The sequence below is a fragment of the Thermaerobacter subterraneus DSM 13965 genome (assembly GCF_000183545.2).
Lineage (GTDB): Bacteria > Bacillota > Sulfobacillia > Thermaerobacterales > Thermaerobacteraceae > Thermaerobacter > Thermaerobacter subterraneus.
The window spans coordinates 799,881-822,214 of record NZ_JH976535.1 but is presented as its reverse complement, the minus strand read 5'-3'; the positions used below and the strand labels follow the sequence as shown (position 1 = coordinate 822,214).

The window sequence follows — 22,334 nt, the reverse complement described above, 5'->3', positions numbered from 1 at the left end:
GCTACCCCGCAACGTTATCGGGCCACAACGTCGTCGGGTACCCGCCGGTGGGATACGGCGGCACCGGCTAGTGCCGTCGCCCCCTCCCCCGCCCGCAGGTGGCAGGCCACCCAGTGACCGCCGCCGATGTCCACCAGCGGCGGCTCCTTCTCCCGGCAGATCGCCTCCGCCAGCGGGCAGCGGGTGTGGAACCGGCACCCCCGCGGCGGGTTCAGCGGGCTGGGCACGTCGCCCTGGAGGATGATGCGCTCCCGCTTCACCGTAGGGTCGGGGATGGGGATCGCCGACAGCAGCGCCTCGGTGTAGGGGTGCAGGGGATTGCGGTAGAGCTCGTGCTTGTCCGCCAGCTCTACCAGCTTCCCCAGGTACATCACGCCCACCCGGTTGGAGATGTGCTTCACCGCCGCCAGGCCGTGGGCGATGAACAGGTAGGTGAGACCGAACTCCCTCTGCAGGTCGGCCAGGAGGTTGAGGATCTGGGCCTGGATGGACACGTCCAGGGCCGACACGGGCTCGTCGCATACGATCAGTTTGGGGTTCAGGGCCAGGGCCCGGGCGATGCCGATGCGCTGCCGCTGGCCGCCCGAGAACTCGTGGGGGTAGCGGTGGGCGTGGGCCGGAGACAGGCCGACCACTTCCAAGAGCTCCTTGACGCGCTTCCGCTTGGCCGGGCCCCGCGCGACGCCGTGGACCTCGAGAGGCTCTCCGATGATCTCCTCCACCGTCATCCGCGGGTTGAGGGAAGCGTAGGGGTCCTGGAACACGATCTGCATCTCGCGGCGCAGCCGGCGGAGTTCCTCGGGCTTCATCTTGAACACGTCCCGGCCCTCGAACAGCACGGAACCGGCAGTGGGCTCCTGCAGCCGCAGGATCACCTTGCCGAGGGTGGTCTTGCCGCAGCCCGACTCGCCCACCAGGCCCAGGGTCTCCCCGCGGTAGATGTCGAAGCTGACGCCGTCCACCGCCTTGACGTGGCCGATGACCGCGGAGAACAGACCGCCGCCGGTCACCGGATACCACTTGCGTACATCGCGGACCTGCACCAGGACCTCCTGCCGGGGTCCCACGGCCGGGTCCGGCGACCGCGTCGCCACCTCTGCCGTCATCTCAGACCACCCCCTCCCCGGTCAGGCGCTCCGCCGCCAGGTGGCAGGCCGCGTACCGCCCCTCGCCCAGCGGTTCCAGGCGGGGTTCGACCTCCCGGCAGGTGTCCGTGGCATAGGGGCAGCGCGGGTGGAACGGGCACCCCCGGGGCAGTTGCCCAGGGCTCGGTACGGTGCCCTCGATGGCGGGCAGCCGCTCGCGGTCTTCGTCCAGGCGCGGGATGGAGCGCAAGAGCCCTTCCGTGTACGGGTGGACGGGATTGCGGAAAATCGAGTACACGTCGCCTTCCTCCACCACCCGACCGGCGTACATCACCACGACCCGCTCGGCCATCTCCGCCACCACGCCCAGGTCGTGGGTGATGAGCAGGATGGCCATGCCCAGCTCCTCCTTGAGCCGGCGCATCAGGTCGAGGATCTGGGCCTGGATGGTCACGTCCAGGGCCGTCGTCGGCTCGTCGGCGATGAGGAGCTTGGGATGGCAGGCCAGGGCCATGGCGATCATGACCCGCTGCCGCATCCCGCCCGACATCTGGTGCGGGTACTCTCGCACCCGCCGCTCCGGCGCCGGGATGCCCACGTGCCGGAGCATCTCCACCGCCTGTTCCAGGGCGTCCCGACGGCTCATACCCCGGTGGAACATGAACACCTCGGCAATCTGGTCTCCGACGGTGAAGACCGGGTTGAGGGAGGTCATGGGCTCCTGAAAGATCATGGCGATCTCGTTGCCGCGGATGCGCCGCATCTCCTCTTCGGACAGGCGGAGGAGATCGCGCCCCTCGAAGATGATCTGTCCCGCCTCGATCCGGCCCGGGGGTGAGGGAATCAGACGCAGGATGGAGAGAGCCGTCACGCTCTTGCCACAACCGGACTCCCCCACCACCGCCAGGGTCTCGCCGCGGCGAATGGTGAGATCGACACCGTGGACGGCGGGAACCGGCCCCTCTTCCGTCTGAAAGCTCGTCCGTAGACCTCGGATCTCCAACAAGTCGTCCTGTTGCATGCGTTCTCACGCTCCGTCCAACCAGCCGCAAGGCACAGAACATCACGTGGCCACCTCGGCCCGATACCTGCGGGCACAGCCCGGCCCTGCCCCCCTGCCATGCACAGTCGCACCCCTCGACTCTGCCCGAGCGTCCTCAGGAACCCGCATCGGGGCGGCGCCGGTCAGGCGACCTCGAGTCGCTCATGCGGCCTTGACGTTCCGCAGGCGCGGGTCCAGGGCATCCCGCAACCCATCGCCGACCAGGTTGAAGGCGAGCACGGCCAGGAAGATGGCAACACCGGGGATGGTCGCCAGGTGGGAGGCGCTAAAGATATACTGCCGGCCCTCGCCCAGCATCGCGCCCCACTCGGGGGTCCCCGGGGGCACGCCCAGGCCCAGGAACCCGAGGCCGGAGGCGACGAGGATGGTCGAACCCATGCTCAGAGTCGCCTGCACGATGACCGGGGGCCACGCGTTGACCAGGATGTGACGGAAGATCACACGCCCGTCCGAGACCCCGATGGAACGCGCGGCTTCCACGTAGGGCTGCTCCCTGAGCACGAGCACGACCCCCCGCACGATCCGTACAAAGGCCGGGATCGTCCCGATGCCCACGGACAGCACGGCATTCTCGACGCCGACGCCCAGCGCTGCCACCAGCAACAGGGCCAGGAGGAAGGTCGGGAACGAGAGCAAGATGTCCGTCACCCGCTGAATGATCAAATCGACGAAGCCCCCGTAGTACCCGGACACGACCCCCAGAGGAACCCCCACGGCCAAACCGATGGCCACCGCCAGGGCACCGATCGCCAGGGAGTAGCGCGCCCCGTAGAGGAGCCGCGCGGCCATATCCCGTCCCAGGTGGTCGGTCCCCAGCGGATGCTCTCGCGACGGCGGCTGGAAGACGGCCGAGAGCTTCTGGGCCTGCGGGTCGTGGGACGTCAGCACGGGCGCCAGGATGGCCAGCAACGTGAGCAGCACCACGATGACCAGTCCGACCACCGCCGGCCTGTTGCGACGAAACCGCCGCCAGAACGCCCCGCGCCGCGCCCGCTCGGGTACTCGGCCCTCGGGTGCCATGGGCGCCGTCTCAACCGTAGCGGATCCGGGGGTCAACGTAGGCATAGAGCAGATCCACCCCAAGATTCAAAAGGATGATCATGGTCGAGTAGATCAGGACGATGCCCTGCACCATGGGAAAATCCCGGGCAAAGATGGAGTCCACCAGCAGCAGGCCGAGGCCCGGCCACGCGAACACGGACTCGGTGAGAACCGCACCGCCCAGCAGGGCGCCGAACTGCAGCGCTACCACGGTGACGATGGGGACCAGCGCGTTACGCAGGGCATGCCGGTAGATGATGCGCCGCCGCGGCAATCCCTTGGCCCATGCCGTCCGCACGTAGTCCTGCTCCAGCACCTCGAACATCGTGGCCCGGGTCATCCGTGCCACCAGCGCCACCGAATAGGCAGTGAGGGTCAAGGCCGGCAACACGATGCTCGCCGGTTCGTCCGCCCCGGCGGCCGGCAGCCACTGCAGGCGCACGGCAAAGAGCACGATGAGCAGGATGCCGAGCCAGTAGACAGGCATCGAGACGCCGAGCAACGTGCCGAATGAGGCCAGGTAGTCGAACAGCGTGTAGCGGCGGGTGGCGGCGATCACCCCCGCCGCCACCCCCGTTACCGTCGCCAGGGCACCGCTCACCAATGCCAGTTCCAGGGTGTAGGGCAGCCGCGCCAGGATCTCACGCAATACCGGTTGCTGGGTACGGGCCGAAACACCCAGGTCACCCCGGATCAGCCGGGAAAGGTAGGCCCCGTACTGCTCCAGGAACGGCCGGTCGAGTCCCAGCTGGGTGCGGATGCGCTCGACCTCCTGGGCGCTCGCCATAGGGCCGGCGATGACCACCGCCGGGTCACCCGGAATGAGCCGCACGGTGAGGAACACGGCGAAGGTGACGCCGAGCAAGGTGATCACGGCTGCCAACAGGCGCTTCACGATGTACCGTTTCATCGGCGATCGAGGCGGCCCCCTCCCGCATACCCGTCACTGAACCGGCCGCGCGTAGATGGCATCGAACTTCTCGTTGGGCAGGTACGAGATGTTGGTCACCTCGGCCGAGTGTACGATCGGGAACCGCTGCACCCAGAGGAAGATCCAGGGCGCGTCCTCCCAGATGATCTTGGCCGCCTCACAGTACAGTTGCTCGCGCTTCGCCTGGTCGACCTCGCGGTTGGCTTGGGCCACCAGTTCCTCCACCCGCGGGTTGGTGTAGTAAGAGGACGCCAGGCCCTTAGGCGGGTGGTTGTCCTTGGTGAACTGCAGCATCTGCTGCTGGGCGTCCATGAAGGTCGGTGCCCAGCCCAGGATGTGGAGCTGCACCGTCGCCTGCTCGGGCGGTACCTGCACCGTGGCGGTGTAGGTCGGCCAGTCCATGGTTGACAGGGTCGTCTTGACGCCGGCCTGCTGCAAGAAGTTGGCGATGGCCTGGGCGGCCTGGTAGTCCTGCAAGTACCGCCCCGTCGGCGTGACGAACTTCAGCTCCAGGTTCGTCACCCCGGCCTCCTGCAGCAGTTGCTTGGCCTTCTCGGGGTCGTACGGGTAAGGACCCGTCTGGCAATACCCCAAGAGCGGCTTGGCCATGGGCGCGTCCATGACGTCGGCGGCGCCGAAGAGCACGTTCTCGATGATCTCTTCCTTGTTCACCGCGTAGTTAAGGGCCTGACGCACCCGCTTGTCCTTCAGCGCCGGGTGCTGGGTGTTGATCGCGACGAAGATTGTCCGGTCGCTGGGCGCGAGCAGGACCTTGACCTTCGAGTTCTTCTGCAACGCGGGAATGTCGGAGGTCGGCGGCAAGATGATCATGTCCACCTGACCGGCGAGCAGGAGGCTCTCCCGGGTCGCCGCCTCGGGCACGATCTGGAACACGACCTGGTCATAATAGGGTTTCTCGCCCCAGTAGTCCTGGAACTTCTCCAGGACGAGCTGGCTGCCCTTGGTGTACTGCTTCAAGACGTATGGACCCGTGCCCACCGGGTGCTGATAAGCCGTCATGCTGTTGCCGTGCTCGTTGACGGAATTCGGCGAGATCATCCCGGCCGCGGTGTAGGTGAGAGCGCCCAGCAGATACGGCGCAGGCTCCTTGAGCTGGAGGGTCACGGTGTACTCATCCTGTACCTCCACGCCCTGGATCACCGCGTAACTCGCCCGCAGCGGCATCCGCACGTCGGGGTTCAGGATCCGCTCGATGTTGAACTTGACGGCCTCGGCGTTGAACGGCGTGCCGTCCTGGAACTTGACTCCCTGCCGCAGCTTGAAGGTGATCGACCGGCCATCGGGAGCCACCTGCCACGACTCCGCCAGAGCCGGTTGGATATTCCCGTCTTTGTCGATCTTGACCAGCGTCTCGACGATGTAGTCCACCATGTTGGCCACGGTGGTGGTGGTCATGCCGGCGGGATCCAGCGTATCGGGATCGATTCCCACGGCGATGCGGAAGGTCTTGTCCCCATCCGCACTGCTGCCGGACCCGCCCCCGGAGCTCCCGGACGGAGCGGCCCCGCCGCCCGAGCAGGCGGAAAGCAACAGGGCAGCGACGAGGACGACGGCCAACGTGACAACCCGCATGGATTTAAGCCACCGCATTCGGCATCCCTCCTCGTCATGAATGGTGGCTGTCGCACCTGGCGACCCGGCCCGGGGCCCGCCGTCATGCCTCCTCCCCGAGCCTCTGCAGCAGCCGGACATACCCCCGCTGCCCGCGGTCGAAGTTCTCCAGGCGGAAGAACTCGTCCGGCGCGTGGAACCGCTCGTCCTCGACACCGAAGGCCACGGTGATGGTGTGGGCGCCCAGGTGGGCGAGGAACAGGGCCAGGACGGGTACGGTTCCTCCCGTACGGATCAGGTAGGGCTCCTTGCCGTACACCTCGGCCAGCACCTGGCGGGCCACCCGCAGGGCGGGCAGGTCCGGCGGCACCACGTAGGGGTGCGCGCTGCCGGGGAAGGGGCGCACGGTCACCCGCACGCCCGGCGTGGCGTTCTGCTCCACGTGGGCTTTGATGCAGGCGATGATCTCCTCCGGGTCCTGGTCGGGCACGAGGCGGCAGGAGATCTTGGCGTGGGCCTCGTTTGGGAGGACGGTCTTGGTGCCCTCGCCCTGGAAGCCGCCCCAGATCCCGTTGATCTCCAGGGTGGGACGGATCCAGGCCCGCTCCAGGGTGGTGTAGCCGGGCTCGCCGAAGGTCGCGGGCACGCCCAGGTTCCGGGCGTAGGCCTCCTCGTCGAAGGGGATGCGGGGCAGCATCTCCCGTTCCTCGGAGGAAAGGGGCGCCACCCGGTCGTAGAAGCCCTCGACCAGGATCTTCCCGTCCGGGCTGCGCATGGAATCCAGCAGCCGGACCAGGGCGTGGATGGGGTTCTGGATCGTACCGCCGTAGAGGCCGGAGTGGAGGTCGCTGCTCGCACCCTGCACGTCGATCTGGAGCGCGCAGAGGCCGCGGGAGCCGACGGACAAGGAGGGCTGGTCCTCCGCCCAGTTGGCGCCGTCGGTGCTGATCACCAGGTCGCAGGCCAGAAGGTCCTTGTGCTGGGCGATGAAGGCAGGCAGCTGGGGGCTGCCGATCTCCTCCTGCCCCTCTAGGAAGAACTTGACGTTCAGGGGCAGCCGGCCCTCGCCGCGCAGCAGCGCCTCGACGGCGAACACCGCCAGGATGAAGTTGCCCTTGTTGTCGGAGGCACCCCGGGCGTAGACCCGGCCATCCCGAATCGACGGGTCGAAGGGCGGGCTCGACCACAGCTCGAGCGGGTCGACGGGCTGCACATCGAAATGGCCATAGATCAGCACGGTGGGCTTGCCCGGCGCGTGCAGCCACTCGCCATACACCACCGGGTGCCCGCCGGTCTCCATCACCCGCACGCCCTCAAGGCCCGCGGCCTCAAGCCGGCGTGCGACCCATTCCGCCGCCCGCCGTACGTCCTGGGCGTGCTCGGGCAGGGCGGAGATGCTGGGGATGCGCAGCAGGTCGAGGTAGTCTTCGAGGAACCGGGTGCGGTGGTCATCCAGATAATGCTGCCAGGACGCCATGGTCGCGACCTCCTCGTCGTCAGGTCAGGGTTGCCTCGTCCTAACAAGCCGTCGGCAAGGATTCCCCGGGCAGGGACGGCGGCCGGCCAACAGCGCCCGGAATGGGGCATTCACGCCGGCTCCCATCATGCCTGCTTGCCGGTATGCAGGTTGTTGTGCGATACATCCGCTTCTCGCCAATATTTCCCTAGATGGTTTCATATTTCGAAACAAAGTGGGGGCATGTTGTTGTTTCACAAGTCATACTCTGTAGATTCAGCAATTCCTGCTGGCGAGGTGCGGGGGTTCCTGACCGGCCGTGGACGACGGGAGGCATTCCGTACCGGAAGGTGTCCTGTACAGCACAGGTCGAAGGAAAGGAGTTGATCGCAGGAACCAGATCGAAGAACCCCATGTGGGCGAAGGGAGACGTGAAAACGGTGCCGGGGTCACGCCCGACGGTACGCACCGAGCGGCTCTGGGCCGACATCATGCAACTTGCCGCCTTCACGGAACCGGACCGACCATACACCCGCCGCGCGTTCACGGAGGTGTACCAGGCGGGCCGGCGCTGGCTCGCCGCCCGCATGCAGGAGGCGGGCCTGGCGGTTCGCGTCGACGCGGGTGGCAACCTGATCGGCCGGTGGGAGGGAACCGAGCCAGGGCGGTCGCCGTTGATGCTGGGATCGCACACCGACACCGTCCTCGATGGAGGGCGGTTCGACGGGGTGGCCGGCGTCCTCGGCGCCCTAGAGGCGGTGCGCGCCCTGCGGGAGGCAGGGGTACGGCTGCGCCACCCGGTAGAGGTTGTCGACTTCCTCGCGGAGGAACCCAGCGACTACGGACCCTCTTGCATCGGCAGCCTGGCGCTGACCGGAGGCCTCGCGCCGGAGATGCTGGCAGAGGTCAACCCGGCCGGTGAAACCTTGGCCGAGGGCATCCGGCGCATGGGCGGGGAACCCCGCAGCCTCTCCGCTCCCCTGCGCCGGCCGGGCGATGTCGCGGCGTATGTGGAGCTGCACATCGAGCAGGGGCCCGTGCTGGAGCAGCGCGGTGTACCCATCGGGCTCGTGACCGCCATCGCCAGCATGGAGTGGCACAGCGTGACCCTGGAGGGCCAACCGGGCCATGCGGGGACGACTCCCATGGAACTGCGGCGCGATGCCCTGGCGGCGGCGGCAGAGGTCATCCTGGCGGTCGAGCGTACGGGCCGTGAGCTTGCCACCGGCGGCCATTGCGTCGCGACCACCGGCCGCCTGCTCATCGAACCGAACAACGTCAACGTGGTCCCGGGCAAGGCCGAACTCACGGTCGACGTGCGCAGCCACGACCCGCGGCGGCTGGCGCAGGCCTGGGCCGACATCCGCACCGCCATCGAGGGGATCTCCCAGACACGTGGCGTGAGGTGGACCAGCCGCTGCCTCGGACGGGCCGAGGGAGCCGCGGCCGACCCGCAGGTGATGGAGGCCCTCGAGGTCGCGGCCCACGAGCTGGGCTATCCGGTGCTGCACCTGGCCAGCGGCGCCGGGCACGACGCCATGCACCTGGCGCGCATCGCTCCCATGGGCATGCTCTTCATCCCCTGCCGCGGGGGCCTCAGCCACTGCCCGGAGGAGTGGTCTTCTCCCGACGACGTGGCCCGCGGTACCCAGGTGCTGGCCGTTGCCCTTCAATACCTGGACCGCATCCTCCCCTGAGAGGGAGCCCCGGCACCACGAGCCCCACCCGGCTTGCGCCCCGTGGCCGACCCCCCTTGTGGGGCACTGCGTCCTCTGACCACGCTTCCTTTGACCATGCTTCCTATGCCCCTGCATCCCGTCGCGCCGCAGGAGTTGGTCCCGATGGTGCGAACTGTTTCAGCCATCCGGGGGCAGAACACGGGGTGCCATTCCATAATTAAAGTATGCATTCCATGACGCGACACCTCATTGCAGCCCGGGACGTGGAGTTCGCCTACTCCGAGCGGCTGGCCGCGCCGGTTCAAGCCCTGGCCGGCGTGTCCCTCAGCATCGAGCCGGGCGAGCACCTGGCCGTGGTCGGCTCCAACGGCAGCGGCAAGTCCACCCTGGCCCGCCACTTCAACGCCCTGCTCCTGCCCACCGCCGGAACCGTCCTGGTGGACGGGCGCGACACGCGCCACGTGCTGGCCGACCCCGCCCTGCGCAAGCAGGTCCGCGCCACCGTGGGCATGGTTTTCCAGAACCCCGACAGCCAGATCGTGGCCACCATCGTGCGGGAAGACGTGGCCTTCGGCCCCGAGAACCTGGGCGTCCCGCGGGCGGAGATCGAGCGGCGGGTCGCCGAAGCCCTGGCCTGGACCGGGATGGAAGCGGCTGCCCTGCGCCCGCCCCATTTGCTTTCGGCCGGCCAGCGCCAGCGGGTGGCCATCGCCGGCGTCCTGGCCATGCGGCCGCGGGCGGTGATCTTCGACGAGGCCACGGCCATGCTGGACCCCGCCGGCCGCCGCAGCGTCATGGCGATCCTCGACCGGCTGCACCGGGCCGGGGTGACGGTGATCCAGGTCACCCACCACATGGACGAGGCCGCCCGGGCGGACCGGGTGGTGCTCCTCCACCGGGGGCGGGTGGAAGCCGATGGCCCGCCGGGCACCGTGCTGGTCGAACCCGAGCGGCTGCAGCGTTACGGCCTGGATGTGCCGCCCACGGTGGCCATCGCCCGCCAGGTGGCCCGGGCTGTGCCGGGCTTTCCCGCCCGGGTGCTGACCGTCGACGAACTGGTCCAGGCCGTGCTGGAGCGAGCCGCTTCCCGGGCCGGATTGACGACAGCCCATTTGACAACCCCGAACGGTGAAGCGCCTCGCGGGGGCACCCCCAGTGGCGCTGCCTTCAACGCAGCCCCTTGGACGGCGACATCCCCCTGGCTGGGGGGAACCGGAGCAACCGGCGGCGCCGGCAGGGCCCCCCAGGGGGCCTACCAGGCCGCTGGCGGCGGGCAGCCGGGTGAACGCGCCCCGACGTCGGCGGAACCCCATGGCGGGGCCCCCGGTGGGCGCCGCCACCTGCCGGACCCCGTCATCCTGGTGGAAGATCTGGCTCGCGACTACCTGCCGGGTACGCCCCTCGCCCACCGGGCTTTGGACGGGGTTTCCCTGGTCGCCGGCGCCGGCGAGGTGGTGGCCATCATCGGCCCGACGGGCTCGGGGAAGTCGACCCTGATCCAACACTTCAACGGCCTGCTCCGGCCCCAGCGGGGCCGGGTCCGGGTGGCCGGCATCGACCTGGCCAGCCCCCGGGCGGACCTGCGGGCCCTGCGCCGGCGGGTGGGCATCCTCTTCCAGCGACCGGAAGATCAGCTGTTCGAACGCTTCGTGGGCGACGAGGTGGCCTTCGGCCCCTACAAGTACGGCCTGCGCGGCGATGCCCTGCGCCAGCGGGTGCGGTGGGCCATGGACGTGGTGGGGCTGGACTTTGACACCTTCCGCGACCGGCCCGTCTTCGCCCTCAGCGGCGGCCAGCGCCGCAAGGTGGCCCTGGCGGGCGTGCTGGCCCTGCGCCCCGAGATCCTGGTCCTGGACGAGCCCACGGCCGGCCTGGATCCCCAGAGCCGCGAGGAGCTGCTGGCCATCCTGGCCGAGCTGCGGGAGCGGGAGGGGCTGACGGTGGTGCTGGTCAGCCATAACCTGGACGAGGTGGCCCGCCTGGCGGACTATGCTTACGTGCTGGCGGGGGGCCGGGTGGTCCTGCACGGCACACCCCGGTCCCTCTTCGCCCGCCCCGCGGCCCTGCAAGCCCTGGGGCTGGACGTCCCGCCGGCGGCCCAGGTGGCCCATGGGTTGCGGGCCGCCGGCCTGCCGGTACCCGCCGGCGCCATCCACCCCCAGGAGGTGGCCGCAGCCATCATCCGGCTGCTCACGGTTCCCGAGGAGGCCCACGGCCGTGCAGGAGCTTGACCTGCTGCGCAACATCACCCTCGGTCAGTACCTGCCCACGGGGTCGGTGATCCACCGGCTGGATCCCCGGGCCAAGCTGCTCTGCGCCACCATCCTGCTGGTGGCCATCACGGCCAATGCCAGCTACCTGGGACACGGGCTGCTGCTCCTGGTGCTGGCGGCCATCCTGGCCCTGGCCCGGATCCCGCTGGGCTACGCACTGCGTGGCGTCCTGCCTGCCCTGCCCTTTCTCGTCATCCTGGCCGTGATCCAGCTGCTGTTCTTCGGCCGGAGCCTGGACCCGGCAAGCCCCGTGCTCTGGGAGTACGGGTTCGTGGTCATCACCCAGGCCACGGTGCAGGCCATCGCGGTCTCCTTCCTGCGCCTGGTGGAGCTGATTTTGCTGGCCAGCACGGTGACCTTCACCACCGCGGTAACCGAGCTGGCCCACGGCCTCGAGGGGTTGCTCCGCCCCTTGCGGCCCTTGCGGGTTCCGGCCCACGAGCTGGCCCTGATCGTCACCATCGCCCTGCGCTTCGTGCCCACCTTCGCCCAGGAGCTGGAGCGGATCATGAAGGCTCAGGTCTCCCGCGGTGCCGACTTCGGATCGGGCGGCCGGTTCAACTTCGTCCGCCGGACGGTGAGCATGCTGCCTTTGCTGGTGCCGCTGTTCACCATCGCCCTGGAACGGGCGGAAGAACTGGCCCTGGCCATGGAGGCGCGGGGCTACGTGGGCGGCCAGGACCGCTCGGCCCTGATCGAGCTGCGGGCCACGGCCCGGGACGGGGCAGCGGTGGCCCTCAGCCTGATGGTCGCCCTGGTGGTTCTTCTGGTACCGTTTCCCTTTTGACAGGGACCGGAAAGGAGGTAAGTTTCAATGACCGATTTCGGCCCGTCCAACACCCGCCCGTCCAATTACAGCCTGTCGGTACGGCGGATCGTCGTCGCCGGGGTGCTGGCCGCCGTCGCCATCCTGCTGGGCGTGACGCGGCTCGGCTTCATCCCGATGCCGACGGGGATCAACGCCACCATCATGCACGTGCCGGCCATCATCGGTGCCGTGGTGGAGGGCCCGCTGGTGGGCGCCATCATCGGTACCATCTTCGGCATCTTCAGCCTGGTCAACGCGACCCAGCCGCTGTTCATGGACCCGCTGGTGGCGATCCTGCCGCGGATCTTCATCGGCATCACGGCCTACTATGCCTACGCCGCCCTGCGGCGGAACGAGTGGCTGGCCCTGGGGGTCGCAGCGGCAGTGGGAACCCTCACGAACACGGCCCTGGTGCTGACCATGGCCACCCTGCGGGGTTACCTGCCCGCCAACGTCGCCCTCACCGTGGGGGTGACCCACGGCATCCCGGAGATCATCGTGGCCGCCATTGTCACCTACGCCGTGGCCGTGCCGTGGAAGCGGCTCGACACGGGCCGGGCCCAGCGGGCCCGGCGGGTGTAAGCCCAGCGCGGCGCGGGGCTGGTGGCGGCAGCAAGCGCGGCGAGTCCTCCCGGCGACCCGCTGCTCCGGGCGGCGGCGGAGGCGGTGCGCCGTGTGACCGGCCGCGAGCCCCCGCCCTGGCCCTGGCGGACTGCGGCGCCCTCGTGGTAGCCGCCGGCCGGGACACCGCCGGGCTCGGCACCCTGGCCCGGGAGCTGAGGCGGCCGGCACCCCGGGCGAGACCGTGACCCCAGACATCTGCCACCGTACTGGACTCCGCAGGGCGGTGGCGACGAGCTGGACCGGGTGCTGGGCCTGAACCTCAAGGGCACCTTCAACCTGCGGGTGGAATCCGGGCGGGTTATGGCGCAGCAGGGAGGCGGGAACCTGATCGCCTTTGCCTCCATCCGCGCCCAGGTGGTGGAACCCGGCCAGGGCGTCTACGCCGCCACCAAGGCCGGCCCGTCGACGGCGGCTGGACCGCCATGGACGGGCGCTACGTCCCCCCTCTGGGTGGTGTCCACCCGCCTCAGGCGCCCAGATAGGCCTCCTGCACCCGGGGGTCGCCGGCCACCTGCTCTGCCGGGCCCTGCAGCACGATGCGGCCCGTTTCCAGGACGTAGCTGCGGTCGGCCAGCCGCAGGGCGGCATGGGCGTTCTGCTCCACCAGGAGGATGGTGGTGCCTGTCCGGCGGATGGCCTCGATGACCTGAAAGATTTCCCGCACCAGCAGCGGCGCCAGGCCCATGGAGGGCTCGTCCAGGAGGAGGAGCCGTCCCCGCATCATCAGGGCCCGGCCGATGGCCAGCATTTGCTGCTCGCCGCCGCTCAGGGTGCTGGCGGGCTGGTGGGCCCGCTCCTCCAGCCGGGGGAACAGGTCGAAGACCCGCCGCAGGTCCCGGCGGATGCCCTCCCGGTCCCGGCGGCGGTTCCAGGTGGCCAGCTCCAGGTTCTCCATCACCGTAAGCCGGGGAAAGACACCGCGCCCCTCGGGCACGTGGACCACGCCCAGGGCCGCCACCTGGTGGGGGCGCAGGGGCGTGATGTCCCTGCCGGCGAAGCGGAGGCGTCCCTGGCAGGGTACCAGCCGGGAGATGGCCCGCAGGGTGGTGGTCTTGCCCGCGCCGTTGGCGCCGATGAGGGCCACCACCTCGCCCTCGTCCACCGTCAGGGAGATGCCGTCCACCGCACGGATGGCACCGTAGTGAACGCTGAGCTCTTCGACCTCCAGCAGCGGCACCGCATCCCGCCCCCTTGCCTGCCGGGTCCCGCTAGCGGCGCGGAGCCCCGGCGTCCCCCGCCGGCCGGATCCCGGCAGCGGCACCGGGCCCCGGCATCCTCCCGCCGCCGGGCGGCTTCTTGCATCGGCCTGCCGGGCCGGCTCCATCGCGGCCGGGCGACCTACCGCCGGGCCGCCTACCCGGCCTCCTCCTGCTCGCCCAGGTAGGCCTCGATGACCTGCGGGTTCGTCCGGATCTGGTCGGGCGTCCCCTCGGCGATCACCCGGCCGAAGTTCAACACCACGATGCGCTGGCAGACGCCCATGACCACCGGCATGTGGTGCTCGATCAGCAGGATGGTCAGGTCAAACCGTTCCCGGATCCAGCGGATGAACTGCATCAGCTCGCGGCCCTCGGCCGGGTTCATCCCCGCCGCGGGCTCGTCCAGCAGCAGCAGGCGGGGCCGGGTGGCCAGGGCCCGGGCGATCTCCAGCCGGCGCTGCTCGCCGTAGGGCAGGCTGCCGGCGGGCTGGCCGGCCCGCCCTTCGAGGCGCACCAGGCGGAGGAGTTCCATCGCCTCGTCCCGCATGCGCCGCTCCTCGGCGGCGAAGCGCGGTCCCCGGAACACGGCCTGCAGCAGGCCGTAGCCCGCCCGGAAGTGATGGGCCACTAAGATGTTGTCCAGTACCGTCAGCTCCGGGAAGAGCCGGATGTTCTGGAAGGTCCGGGCGATGCCCCGCCGGGTGATCTCCGCCGGCGGCAAGCCGGTGAGGTCCGCGTCCAGGAAGCGGATCCGGCCGCGGGTAGGCCGGTACACGCCGGTGATCACGTTGAAGACCGTGGTCTTGCCGGCGCCGTTGGGGCCGATGATCCCCACCAGCTCGCCGGGTTCGACCCGCAGGTGGAGGTCGTGCAGGGCCGTCAGGCCGCCGAAGACCATGGCCACCCCGTCCAGCTCAAGCAGCGGCACGGCGTCCCACCCCCCGCACCCGGCGCAGGCCGCCCAGGTGCAGCTCCCGGAAGCCCAGGATGCCGCGGGGCATGCGCAACATGATCACCACCAGGATCAGCGGGCTGATCACCATGCGCCAGACGCCCAGACCCCGCAGGCTCTCCAGCAGCACGGTGAGCAGCGAGGCGCCCACCACCGAACCGCTGAGGCTGCCCATGCCGCCCAGGTACAGCATCGCCAGGATCTCCGTGGACTTGATGTAGGTGAAGGAACCGGGGTTGATGTACTGGATCAGGTGACCCCACAGGGCTCCTGCCAGGCCCGCGAAGAACCCGGCCAGGACGAAGGCCAGCATCTTGATGCGCCGCACCCGGATGCCCATCAGGTTGGCGGCGACCTCGTCCTGCCGGATGGCGTGGAAGGCGCGGCCGTAGTTGGAATCCACCAGGTTGCGGAACAGCCACAGCATGAACAGGACCGTCCCGTACACCCAGAGCAGGTTGGCCGCCTTGGGCAACCCCACCATGCCCCGGGGACCGCCCACGGCATCGATGTTGTTGATGATGTTGACGATGATCATGTTGAACCCCAGGGTGACGATGGCCAGGTAATCGCCGAACATGGTGAAGGCGGGGATGCCCACCAGCCAGGCCACCAGCCCGGCCGCCACCCCGGCGGCCAGGAAGGCCAGGGCAAAGGGCAGGTCCAGCTTGACCGTGAGCACCCCGGCGATGTAGGCGCCCACCGCCATGAACCCCGCGTGGCCGATGGCGAACTCGCCCAGATAGCCGTTGACCAGGTTCAGGCTGGCGGTCAGGATGATGTTGATGCCCACCAGGCAGAGCACGTGGGTGACGTAGCTGCTCACCCAGCCTGCCTCGCCCAGCGCATAGAGCGCCACCACCGCCCCGGCGGCCGCCGCCCAGCCCCATCCCACCGCCCGCCGCGGGCCGGCCACCTCCGCTCGTACCGCCTGCGTCTGCACCGCCCCGCCTCCTCCGTCACACCTTGGTCGACAGGGGCCGGCCCAGAAGGCCCGTGGGCCGGACCAGCAGCACCAGGATCAGAATGGTGAAGGCGATGCCGTCCCGGAAGGTGGAGGGCAGGTAGGCCGCCACCAGCACCTCGGTGAGTCCCAGGAGGAACCCGCCCAGCATGGCCCCGTCGATGAGACCGATGCCGCCCAGCACCGCGGCGATGAACGCCTTCCACCCGATGAGGATCCCCATGTAGGGCTCGATGACGGGGTAGGCCTGGGCGACCAGGATGCCCCCTGCCGCCGCCAGGGCCGAGCCGATGGCGAAGGTGGCCGTGATGATGCGGTCCGGGTTGATGCCCATCAGGCCGAGGACCTCCCGGTTGTCGGCGATGGCCCGCATCGCCTTGCCCAGCATGGTCCGCATCACCACGTAGCGGAGCAGGGCCATGAGCAGCACGGAGACGGCCACGATCAGCACCTGGACGCCGGAAACGGTGATCCCGCCCACGTTCCAGGTGGTGGCCGGCACCAGCGCCGGGAAGTTGCGGGGTGCGGCCCCCACCGTGGCGCGGACCAGGTTCTCCAGGAAGAGCCCCACCCCCAGGGCGGTGATCACCAGGGACATGCGGGGCGCGTTCCGCAGCGGCCGGTAGGCCACCCGCTCCACGGTCACCCCCAGCAGGGCGGTGGCCGCCATGGTCAGGACCAGGACGGCCGCCAGGGGGAGCTTGAGGTACACGGCGACGAAGAGACCGATGAAACAGGCCACCATGAAGATGTCGCCGTGGGCAAAGTTGATCAGCTTGAGCACGCCGTAGACCATGGTGTATCCCAGGGCGATCAGCGCGTAGATCCCACCCAGCTGCAGGGCATTGGCCAGCTGCTGCAGGAACGTGACCAAGGGCCGCACCTCGCCAGGGTTGGCGGTGGGCGCAAGGCCGGTCCCCAAGGCCGACCGGGCCCCACGGCCCGCGGGCCCGCCGGGGCGGCCCCGCGCCCGCCCGCACCCCCGTTTTACCCCCGTTTTACGGGTTGATGGTGGTCTCGTACTTGAACCCGCCGTTTTCGATCTTGAGGATCACCGCCGGCTTGACAGGATCCCCCGAGCCCTGATAGGAGATGGTCCCCGTCACGCCTTCGAAGTTCTGGGTGGCGGCGATGGCGTCGCGGATCTTTGGCCGGTCCAATGAACCAGCCCGCTGGATGGCCTGGAACAGGATGTAGGCCGAATCATAGGTCAGGGCTGCCGCCGCGTCGGGGGTGGTTCCGTATTTGGCCTTGTACTTCTCGACGAACTCCTTGACCTTGGGCGTGTCGGCCTCGGCGGAGTAGTGGTTGCTGAAGTAGCTCCCCTCCAGGTCCTGGCCGCCCAGGTTGAGCAGCTCCGGCGAGTCCCAGCCGTCGCCACCCAGGATGATGGCGTCGATGCCCAGCCGCCGGGCCTGGGAGACCTGCAGCGGCACCTCGCTGTAATAGTTGGGCAAGAACAGCACGTCGGGGTCCGTGGCCTTGATGGAGGTCAGCTGGGCGCTGAAGTCCCGGTCGCCGGTGGTGTAGGTCTCGTAAGCGGTGATCTGGCCGCCCATCTTGGTGAACTCGTTGCGGAAGACCTCGGCCAGGCCCTTGTTGTAATCCTGGGCCACGTCATAGAGCACCGCGGCCTTGCGGGCCCCCAGGTTCTCATAGGCGAACTTGGCCATGACGTACCCCTGGAAGGGATCGATGAAGGCCGCCCGGAACACGTAGGGCTTGTCCTTGGTGACGTTGGGGTTGGTCGCCCAGGGGGAGATCATCGGCACCCCGGCGTCGTTGGCGATGGGAGCTCCTGCGTTGCTGGCACTGGAGCTCTGGGAGCCGATGATGGCCACCACCTGATCCTGGGTGATCAGCTTTTGAAAGACGCTGGCGGTCGACTCCGGCTTGTTCTCGTCGTCCTCGATGATGAACTGGACCTTCATCTTGCGGCCGCCCACGTCGATGCCGCCCTGGGCGTTGATCTCTTCCTCCGCCAGGCGGATCGCCTTCTCCGTAGACTCGCCGATGGCCGCGATGTTGCCCGTGATGGGCGCCGAGACGCCGATCTTGACCACGTCCCCCTGCGCCCCGGGCCCGCCGCAGCCCGCCATCCCCAGCACCAGGGCTGCCACGACGACCCCGATCCCGGCGGCCCCCAGCCGTCTGCGCACCCCTTCACCCCTCCCGCCAAGACATGATGACGGCGAATGGTGGACGAGACATTCGCCGGGAATCGTTCCTTTTCCTTTCCCCATCTTCTTTTTCCGGCGGATCCCGGCGGATCCGCCCGCCCCCACGGCGGTTTTCCCACCCGCCGGCCGGCTCCCCGCCCCCTTTATCAGCTCAGGCTCACCAGCGGCTCGTCACCATCTTGACCTCGGTGTAAAACCGGACCCCGTCCTTGCCCGTAGCATGGAGATCGCCGTAGAAGGACGCCTTCCACCCGGAGAAGGGGAACCAGGCCATGGGCGCCGCCACCCCCACGTTGATCCCCAGCATGCCGGCCTCGATTCCGTAGCGGAAGGCCCGGGCCGCCGCACCGCTGCGGGTGAAGATGCTGGCCGCGTTGCCGTAGCGCGAGCGGTTGGCCACGGCGATGGCCGTATCCAGGTCGGGAACCCGGACCACCGAGAGTACGGGACCGAAGATCTCGTCACAGGCCAGCTCGTGCCCGGGCTGCACGTGGTCGAACAGGGTCGGCCCCATCCAGAACCCGCCCTCCGGCCCCCGCAGGTGGGGGTGCTTCCGCCCGTCCAGCACCAGCGCCGCCCCCGACCGTGCGCCCCGCTCGATGTAGCCGGCGATGCGATCCCGGGCCTCGGCCCGGATCACGGGGCCCATGTCGACCTGCGGATCGGTCCCCTCGCCCACCACCAGCTTCCCGGCGGCCTCGGCCAGGGCGGCCACCAGGGGATCCCCCACCTCCCCGACGGCCACCACCACGCTGCCCGCCAGGCACCGCTGGCCGGCGGAGCCGAAGGCCGAACTCACCACCGCCCCCACCGTCGCCTCCAGGTCGGCGTCGGGCATGACGATCAGGTGGTTCTTGGCCCCGCCCAGGGCCTGCACCCGCTTGCCGTGGCGGGCGGCCTCCGCGTAGACGTTCTGGGCCGCGGGCTGGGACCCCACGAAGGAAACGGCCTTCACCCCGGGATGGGCCACCAGGGCATTCGCCACCTCCCGGCCCCCGTGGACCAGGTTCAGCACGCCCTCGGGCGCTCCGGCTTCCAGGAACAGTTCCGCCAGCCGCACGGCCGTCAGGGGGGTCCGCTCCGAGGGTTTGAGCACGAAGGTGTTGCCGCAGGCCACGGCAATGGGGAACATCCACAGGGGGATCATGGCCGGGAAATTGAAGGGGCAGATCCCGGCCACCACCCCCAGGGGCACCCGCACCAGCTCGCTGTCGATGCCCCGGGCCACGTCCTCGGCCATCTCCCCCAGCATCAGGGTCGGGGCTCCGGCGGCAAACTCCACCACCTCGATGCCCCGCCGCACCTCGGCCCGGGCTTCGGCCAGGGTCTTGCCGTGCTCGCGGGTGATGGAAAGGGCCAGCTCTTCGAAGTGCCGCTCCAGCAGATCCCTGTAGCGGAACATCAGCCGGGCCCGTTCCACCGGAGGAACCCGGCGCCACGCCGGGTACGCCGCGGCCGCCGCCTCCACCGCAGCCGCCACGTCGGCCCCGGTGGCGAAGGGCACCCGGGCGATGACCTCCCCCGTGGCCGGGTTGTACACCAGCTCCCACCGTTCGGCGGCCGGTGTGATCCAGCGGCCGCCGGCAAGCCCCGGCACGGCCGGGACGCCCGGCGCCGGTTCGTCCCTTTCCAGGCGCAGCTGGGCCACGGCTCACACCTCCATGTAGGGCTGGACCTCGGCCATGGCCTCGTCCATGATCCGGAGCATGATCTCCGCGTCGCTGCGGGTCACGTTGAGGTGGGGCGCGATGCGGGCCACATTGCCGTGCAGGCCGCCCTTGCCGATCAGGAGCCCCCGCTTGCGGGTCGCCTCCAGCCACCGGTTCAGCAGGTCGGGCGCCGGCCGCTTGCCGCCGTGGACGAGTTCCACCCCGATCATGAGCCCCATGCCGCGGACGTCGCCCATGCAGGGATACTTCTCCTGCAGGGCCTTGAGCCCGTCCATGAGAAACCGGCCCACCCGGGCGGCGTTGTCGGCCAGGCCTTCTTCCAGGATCACGTCGATGACGGCCAGGGCGGCGGTGGCGGAGACGGGGTTTCCCCCGAAGGTGGAGATGGTGCTGTGGCGGAAGGATTGGGCGATGTCGTCGGTGGTGATGGTCCAGCCGATGGGCAGGCCGTTGGCCATGCCCTTGGCGGAGGTCATGATGTCGGGCTCCACGCCCCAGTGCTGGATCCCCCAGAGGTAGGTGCCCGTCCGTCCCCAGCCGGTCTGGACCTCGTCGCAGACGAACAAGCCGCCGTACCGCCGGACGATGGAGACCACTTCCTTGAAGTACTCCGGTGGCGGGGTGATGAACCCGCCCACCCCCTGGATGGGCTCGGCGACGAAGGCGGCCACTCGGCCCGAGGTGGCGGTCTGGATCAGTTCCTCCACATCCTTGGCGCAGCGCAGGTCGCAGGACGGGTAGGTCAGCCCGAAGGGGCAGCGGTAGCAGTAGGGGCTGGCTAGGTGGTGCACCCCGGGCACCGGCGTGGCAGCCCGGTAGCCGTGGGTCCCGCCCAGGGTCATGGTCAGCATGGAACGGCCGTGGTAGCTGTGACGCAGGACAATCACGTCGTCGCAGCCGGTGTGGGCCCGGGCCACCACCAGGGCGGTCTCGTTGGCTTCGGTGCCGCTGTTGGTGAAGAAGCTGCGCTTGAGAGCCCCCGGCGCCAGCCCGGCCAGGCGCTCGGCCAGCCGCACCTGGGGCTCGGTCACGTAAAGGGTCGAGACATGCTGCAGCGTCCGCAGCTGGCGGGCGACGCGCTCCGTCACCTCCGGGTGGCAATGCCCCAGGCTGACGGTGAGGATCCCGCCGAAGGCGTCCAGGTACTGCCGGCCCTGGTCGTCCCAGACGTACTTGCCCTCGCCCCGCACGATGACCAGCGGCTCTTCGTACAGCGTGGCCAGGTTGGGGAACAGGTACTCCCGCTGCTTGCGGCGCAGGTCGTCCCCTTCGTGGGCCATGGCGGGCATGGCATCGGCCATCGGTCTCCCCTCCCGCAGGACAGATCCCTGGGGGGTAGTTCGCCGCCCGCAGGCCCAGGCCTCTTGTCCCCGGTGCCGCGATGCGGAGGTTCAGCTCACAGGTTGAACACCACCAGCCGCAGGTCGGTCAGGTGTTCGATGGCGTACCGCGGCCCCTCGCGGCCGATGCCGCTGCCCTTGACGCCGCCGTAAGGCATCAGGTCCACTCGCCAGTTGGGGATCTCGTTGACCATGACGCCCCCGACCTCGATCTGCCGGGCCGCCTTCATGGCCACGCCGATGTCCCGGGTATAGATGCCGGCCTGCAGGCCGTAGAAGCTGTCGTTGACCATGGCGATGGCCTCGTCCACATGGTCGAACGGCACCACCGAGACCACCGGCGCGAAGACCTCCTGGCAGACCACCTTCAGGTCCGGCTGGACGTCCACCAGGACGGTGGGCTCCAGCACAGGCCCCTGCCGGCGGCCGCCGGCCAGCACCCGGGCGCCCCGTTCCACCGCCTCGCGGATCCAGGCCTCGGCCCGCTGGGCCTCGGCCTCGCTGATCATGGGCCCCACGTCGGTCTCCGGGTCGAGGGGATCGCCCACCTTGAGCTTGCGGGTCTCGGCCACCAGCTTCTCGAGAAACGCCTCGTAGACGGGCCGCTGGACGTAGACCCGCTGCACCGAAAGGCAGATCTGCCCGGCGTTGGCGAAGGCCCCCCGGGCGCAGCGGGCGGCGGCCAAGTCCAGGTCGGCGTCGGCGCAGACGATGGTGGCCGAGTTGTTGCCCAGTTCCAGCACCACCCGCCGCAGGCCCGATGCCGCCTTGATCCGCTCGCCCACCGCGGCGCTGCCGGTGAAGGTGTAAGCGGCGATGCGGGGATCGGCCAGCAGCCACTCCCCCACCTCCCCGCCCGCACCGGTGACCAGGTTGAGGTAGCCGGGGGGCAGGCCGGCATCGACCAGGGCCTGCACCAGGTGGACGGCACTCAGGGGCGTGGCGGTGGCGGGCTTGAGCACCACGGCGTTGCCCGCGGCCAGCGACGGCCCCACCTTGTGGGCGGCCAGGTTCAAAGGGAAGTTGAAGGGGCTGATGGCCGCCACCACCCCCACGGGAACCCGCAGGGTGAAGGCCAGCCGGTTCTCGGCCCCTGGCGCCGCCTCGATGGGCACCTGCTCGCCGTGGATGCGCTTGGCTTCCTCCGCCGAGATCTCCAGGGTCTGGGTGCAGCGGTCGACCTCGGCCAGGGCTTCCTTCAAGGGCTTGCCCGCTTCGGCGGCGATGGTGCGGGCCAGCTCGGGCTTGCGCTCCCGGATCAGCTCCGAGGCCCGCTTGAGGATCTCGTACCGCCGGTAGGGCGGCAGGGGGTTGTCCCGGTACGCCCGCTGCGCGGCCGTCACCGCCCGCTCGACGTCGTCGCGCGTCGCCCGGGCGACGTAACCGATCACCTCGCCCGAGTACTTGTTGTGCACCGGAATGGTCTCGTCCCGCTCGACCCAATGCCCGTCGATGAACAGGCCGTGGGTGCGAACTGCGACGGCAGCCATGGTCTCT

At 69.5% G+C, this 22,334-nt stretch carries 18 protein-coding genes and 1 pseudogene; 5 read left to right on the top strand and 14 right to left on the bottom strand.

Annotated elements, in window-relative coordinates:
- Positions 1–14: 14 nt before the first annotated feature.
- The 6 genes from THESUDRAFT_RS03525 to THESUDRAFT_RS03500 all read right to left on the bottom strand — a co-directional run bounded on the left by THESUDRAFT_RS03525 (position 15) and on the right by THESUDRAFT_RS03500 (position 7,169).
- The gene (locus THESUDRAFT_RS03525; protein ID WP_006903344.1) at positions 15–1,106 is read right to left on the bottom strand and encodes an ABC transporter ATP-binding protein; all 1,092 of its coding nucleotides are present in this window, start codon (positions 1,104–1,106) and stop codon (positions 15–17) included.
- Between the two features lies 1 nt (position 1,107).
- Positions 1,108–2,106, bottom strand: coding sequence for an ABC transporter ATP-binding protein (locus THESUDRAFT_RS03520; RefSeq protein WP_006903343.1), 999 nt, complete (start codon positions 2,104–2,106; stop codon positions 1,108–1,110).
- Positions 2,107–2,289: 183 nt separating this feature from the next.
- Positions 2,290–3,168, bottom strand: coding sequence for an ABC transporter permease (locus THESUDRAFT_RS03515; protein WP_006903342.1), 879 nt, complete (start codon positions 3,166–3,168; stop codon positions 2,290–2,292).
- Positions 3,169–3,178: 10 nt separating this feature from the next.
- Positions 3,179–4,099, bottom strand: a complete 921-nt coding sequence (locus THESUDRAFT_RS03510; protein ID WP_006903341.1) for an ABC transporter permease — start codon at positions 4,097–4,099, stop codon at positions 3,179–3,181.
- Positions 4,100–4,132: 33 nt separating this feature from the next.
- A complete protein-coding gene (locus THESUDRAFT_RS03505; RefSeq protein WP_006903340.1) occupies positions 4,133–5,731 on the bottom strand; it encodes an ABC transporter substrate-binding protein in 1,599 nt (532 codons plus the stop codon).
- A gap of 64 nt (positions 5,732–5,795) precedes the next feature.
- Positions 5,796–7,169: a dipeptidase gene (locus THESUDRAFT_RS03500; protein WP_006903339.1), complete on the bottom strand. Its 1,374-nt coding sequence runs from the start codon at positions 7,167–7,169 to the stop codon at positions 5,796–5,798.
- Between the two features lie 419 nt (positions 7,170–7,588).
- On the opposite strand from THESUDRAFT_RS03500, the gene THESUDRAFT_RS03495 reads away from it, so the two are divergent.
- The 5 genes and pseudogenes from THESUDRAFT_RS03495 to THESUDRAFT_RS15250 form a co-directional block, all read left to right on the top strand.
- Positions 7,589–8,845, top strand: coding sequence for a Zn-dependent hydrolase (locus tag THESUDRAFT_RS03495; RefSeq protein WP_006903338.1), 1,257 nt, complete (start codon positions 7,589–7,591; stop codon positions 8,843–8,845).
- Positions 8,846–9,060: 215 nt separating this feature from the next.
- Entirely contained in the window at positions 9,061–11,058 is a 1,998-nt protein-coding gene (locus THESUDRAFT_RS13665) for an ABC transporter ATP-binding protein (protein ID WP_006903337.1), read from the top strand.
- Complete coding sequence (locus THESUDRAFT_RS03485) at positions 11,045–11,887, top strand: energy-coupling factor transporter transmembrane component T family protein (RefSeq protein WP_006903336.1); 843 nt, start codon at positions 11,045–11,047, stop codon at positions 11,885–11,887. The genes THESUDRAFT_RS13665 and THESUDRAFT_RS03485 overlap by 14 nt, the downstream gene beginning before the upstream one ends.
- Before the next feature lie 27 nt (positions 11,888–11,914).
- Positions 11,915–12,490 (top strand): ECF transporter S component, encoded by a 576-nt coding sequence (locus tag THESUDRAFT_RS03480; RefSeq protein WP_006903335.1) that lies wholly within the window; start codon positions 11,915–11,917, stop codon positions 12,488–12,490.
- A gap of 237 nt (positions 12,491–12,727) precedes the next feature.
- Positions 12,728–12,919 (top strand): annotated as a pseudogene (locus tag THESUDRAFT_RS15250) (hypothetical protein); the annotation flags it as partial.
- 79 nt (positions 12,920–12,998) lie between these two features.
- On the opposite strand, the gene THESUDRAFT_RS03475 reads toward THESUDRAFT_RS15250, so the two are convergent.
- The 8 genes from THESUDRAFT_RS03475 to THESUDRAFT_RS03440 form a co-directional block, all read right to left on the bottom strand.
- On the bottom strand, positions 12,999–13,709 hold the full coding sequence (locus tag THESUDRAFT_RS03475; protein ID WP_006903333.1) for an ABC transporter ATP-binding protein: 711 nt from the start codon (positions 13,707–13,709) through the stop codon (positions 12,999–13,001).
- A 176-nt stretch (positions 13,710–13,885) separates the two neighbouring features.
- Positions 13,886–14,659 carry an ABC transporter ATP-binding protein gene (locus THESUDRAFT_RS03470; RefSeq protein WP_006903332.1) on the bottom strand — a complete coding sequence of 258 codons (774 nt, stop codon included), beginning with the start codon at positions 14,657–14,659 and terminating at the stop codon, positions 13,886–13,888.
- On the bottom strand, positions 14,646–15,626 hold the full coding sequence (locus THESUDRAFT_RS03465) for a branched-chain amino acid ABC transporter permease (protein WP_006903331.1): 981 nt from the start codon (positions 15,624–15,626) through the stop codon (positions 14,646–14,648). The genes THESUDRAFT_RS03470 and THESUDRAFT_RS03465 overlap by 14 nt, the downstream gene beginning before the upstream one ends.
- 16 nt (positions 15,627–15,642) lie before the next feature.
- Positions 15,643–16,521, bottom strand: a complete 879-nt coding sequence (locus THESUDRAFT_RS03460) for a branched-chain amino acid ABC transporter permease (protein ID WP_006903330.1) — start codon at positions 16,519–16,521, stop codon at positions 15,643–15,645.
- Positions 16,522–16,645: 124 nt separating this feature from the next.
- The gene (locus tag THESUDRAFT_RS03455) at positions 16,646–17,806 is read right to left on the bottom strand and encodes an ABC transporter substrate-binding protein (RefSeq protein ID WP_006903328.1); all 1,161 of its coding nucleotides are present in this window, start codon (positions 17,804–17,806) and stop codon (positions 16,646–16,648) included.
- 178 nt (positions 17,807–17,984) lie between these two features.
- The gene (locus THESUDRAFT_RS03450) at positions 17,985–19,475 is read right to left on the bottom strand and encodes a CoA-acylating methylmalonate-semialdehyde dehydrogenase (protein ID WP_006903326.1); all 1,491 of its coding nucleotides are present in this window, start codon (positions 19,473–19,475) and stop codon (positions 17,985–17,987) included.
- A 3-nt stretch (positions 19,476–19,478) separates the two neighbouring features.
- The gene (locus THESUDRAFT_RS03445; protein ID WP_006903325.1) at positions 19,479–20,798 is read right to left on the bottom strand and encodes an aspartate aminotransferase family protein; all 1,320 of its coding nucleotides are present in this window, start codon (positions 20,796–20,798) and stop codon (positions 19,479–19,481) included.
- 95 nt (positions 20,799–20,893) lie between these two features.
- Positions 20,894–22,327, bottom strand: a complete 1,434-nt coding sequence (locus tag THESUDRAFT_RS03440) for an aldehyde dehydrogenase family protein (RefSeq protein WP_006903324.1) — start codon at positions 22,325–22,327, stop codon at positions 20,894–20,896.
- Positions 22,328–22,334: the final 7 nt, after the last annotated feature.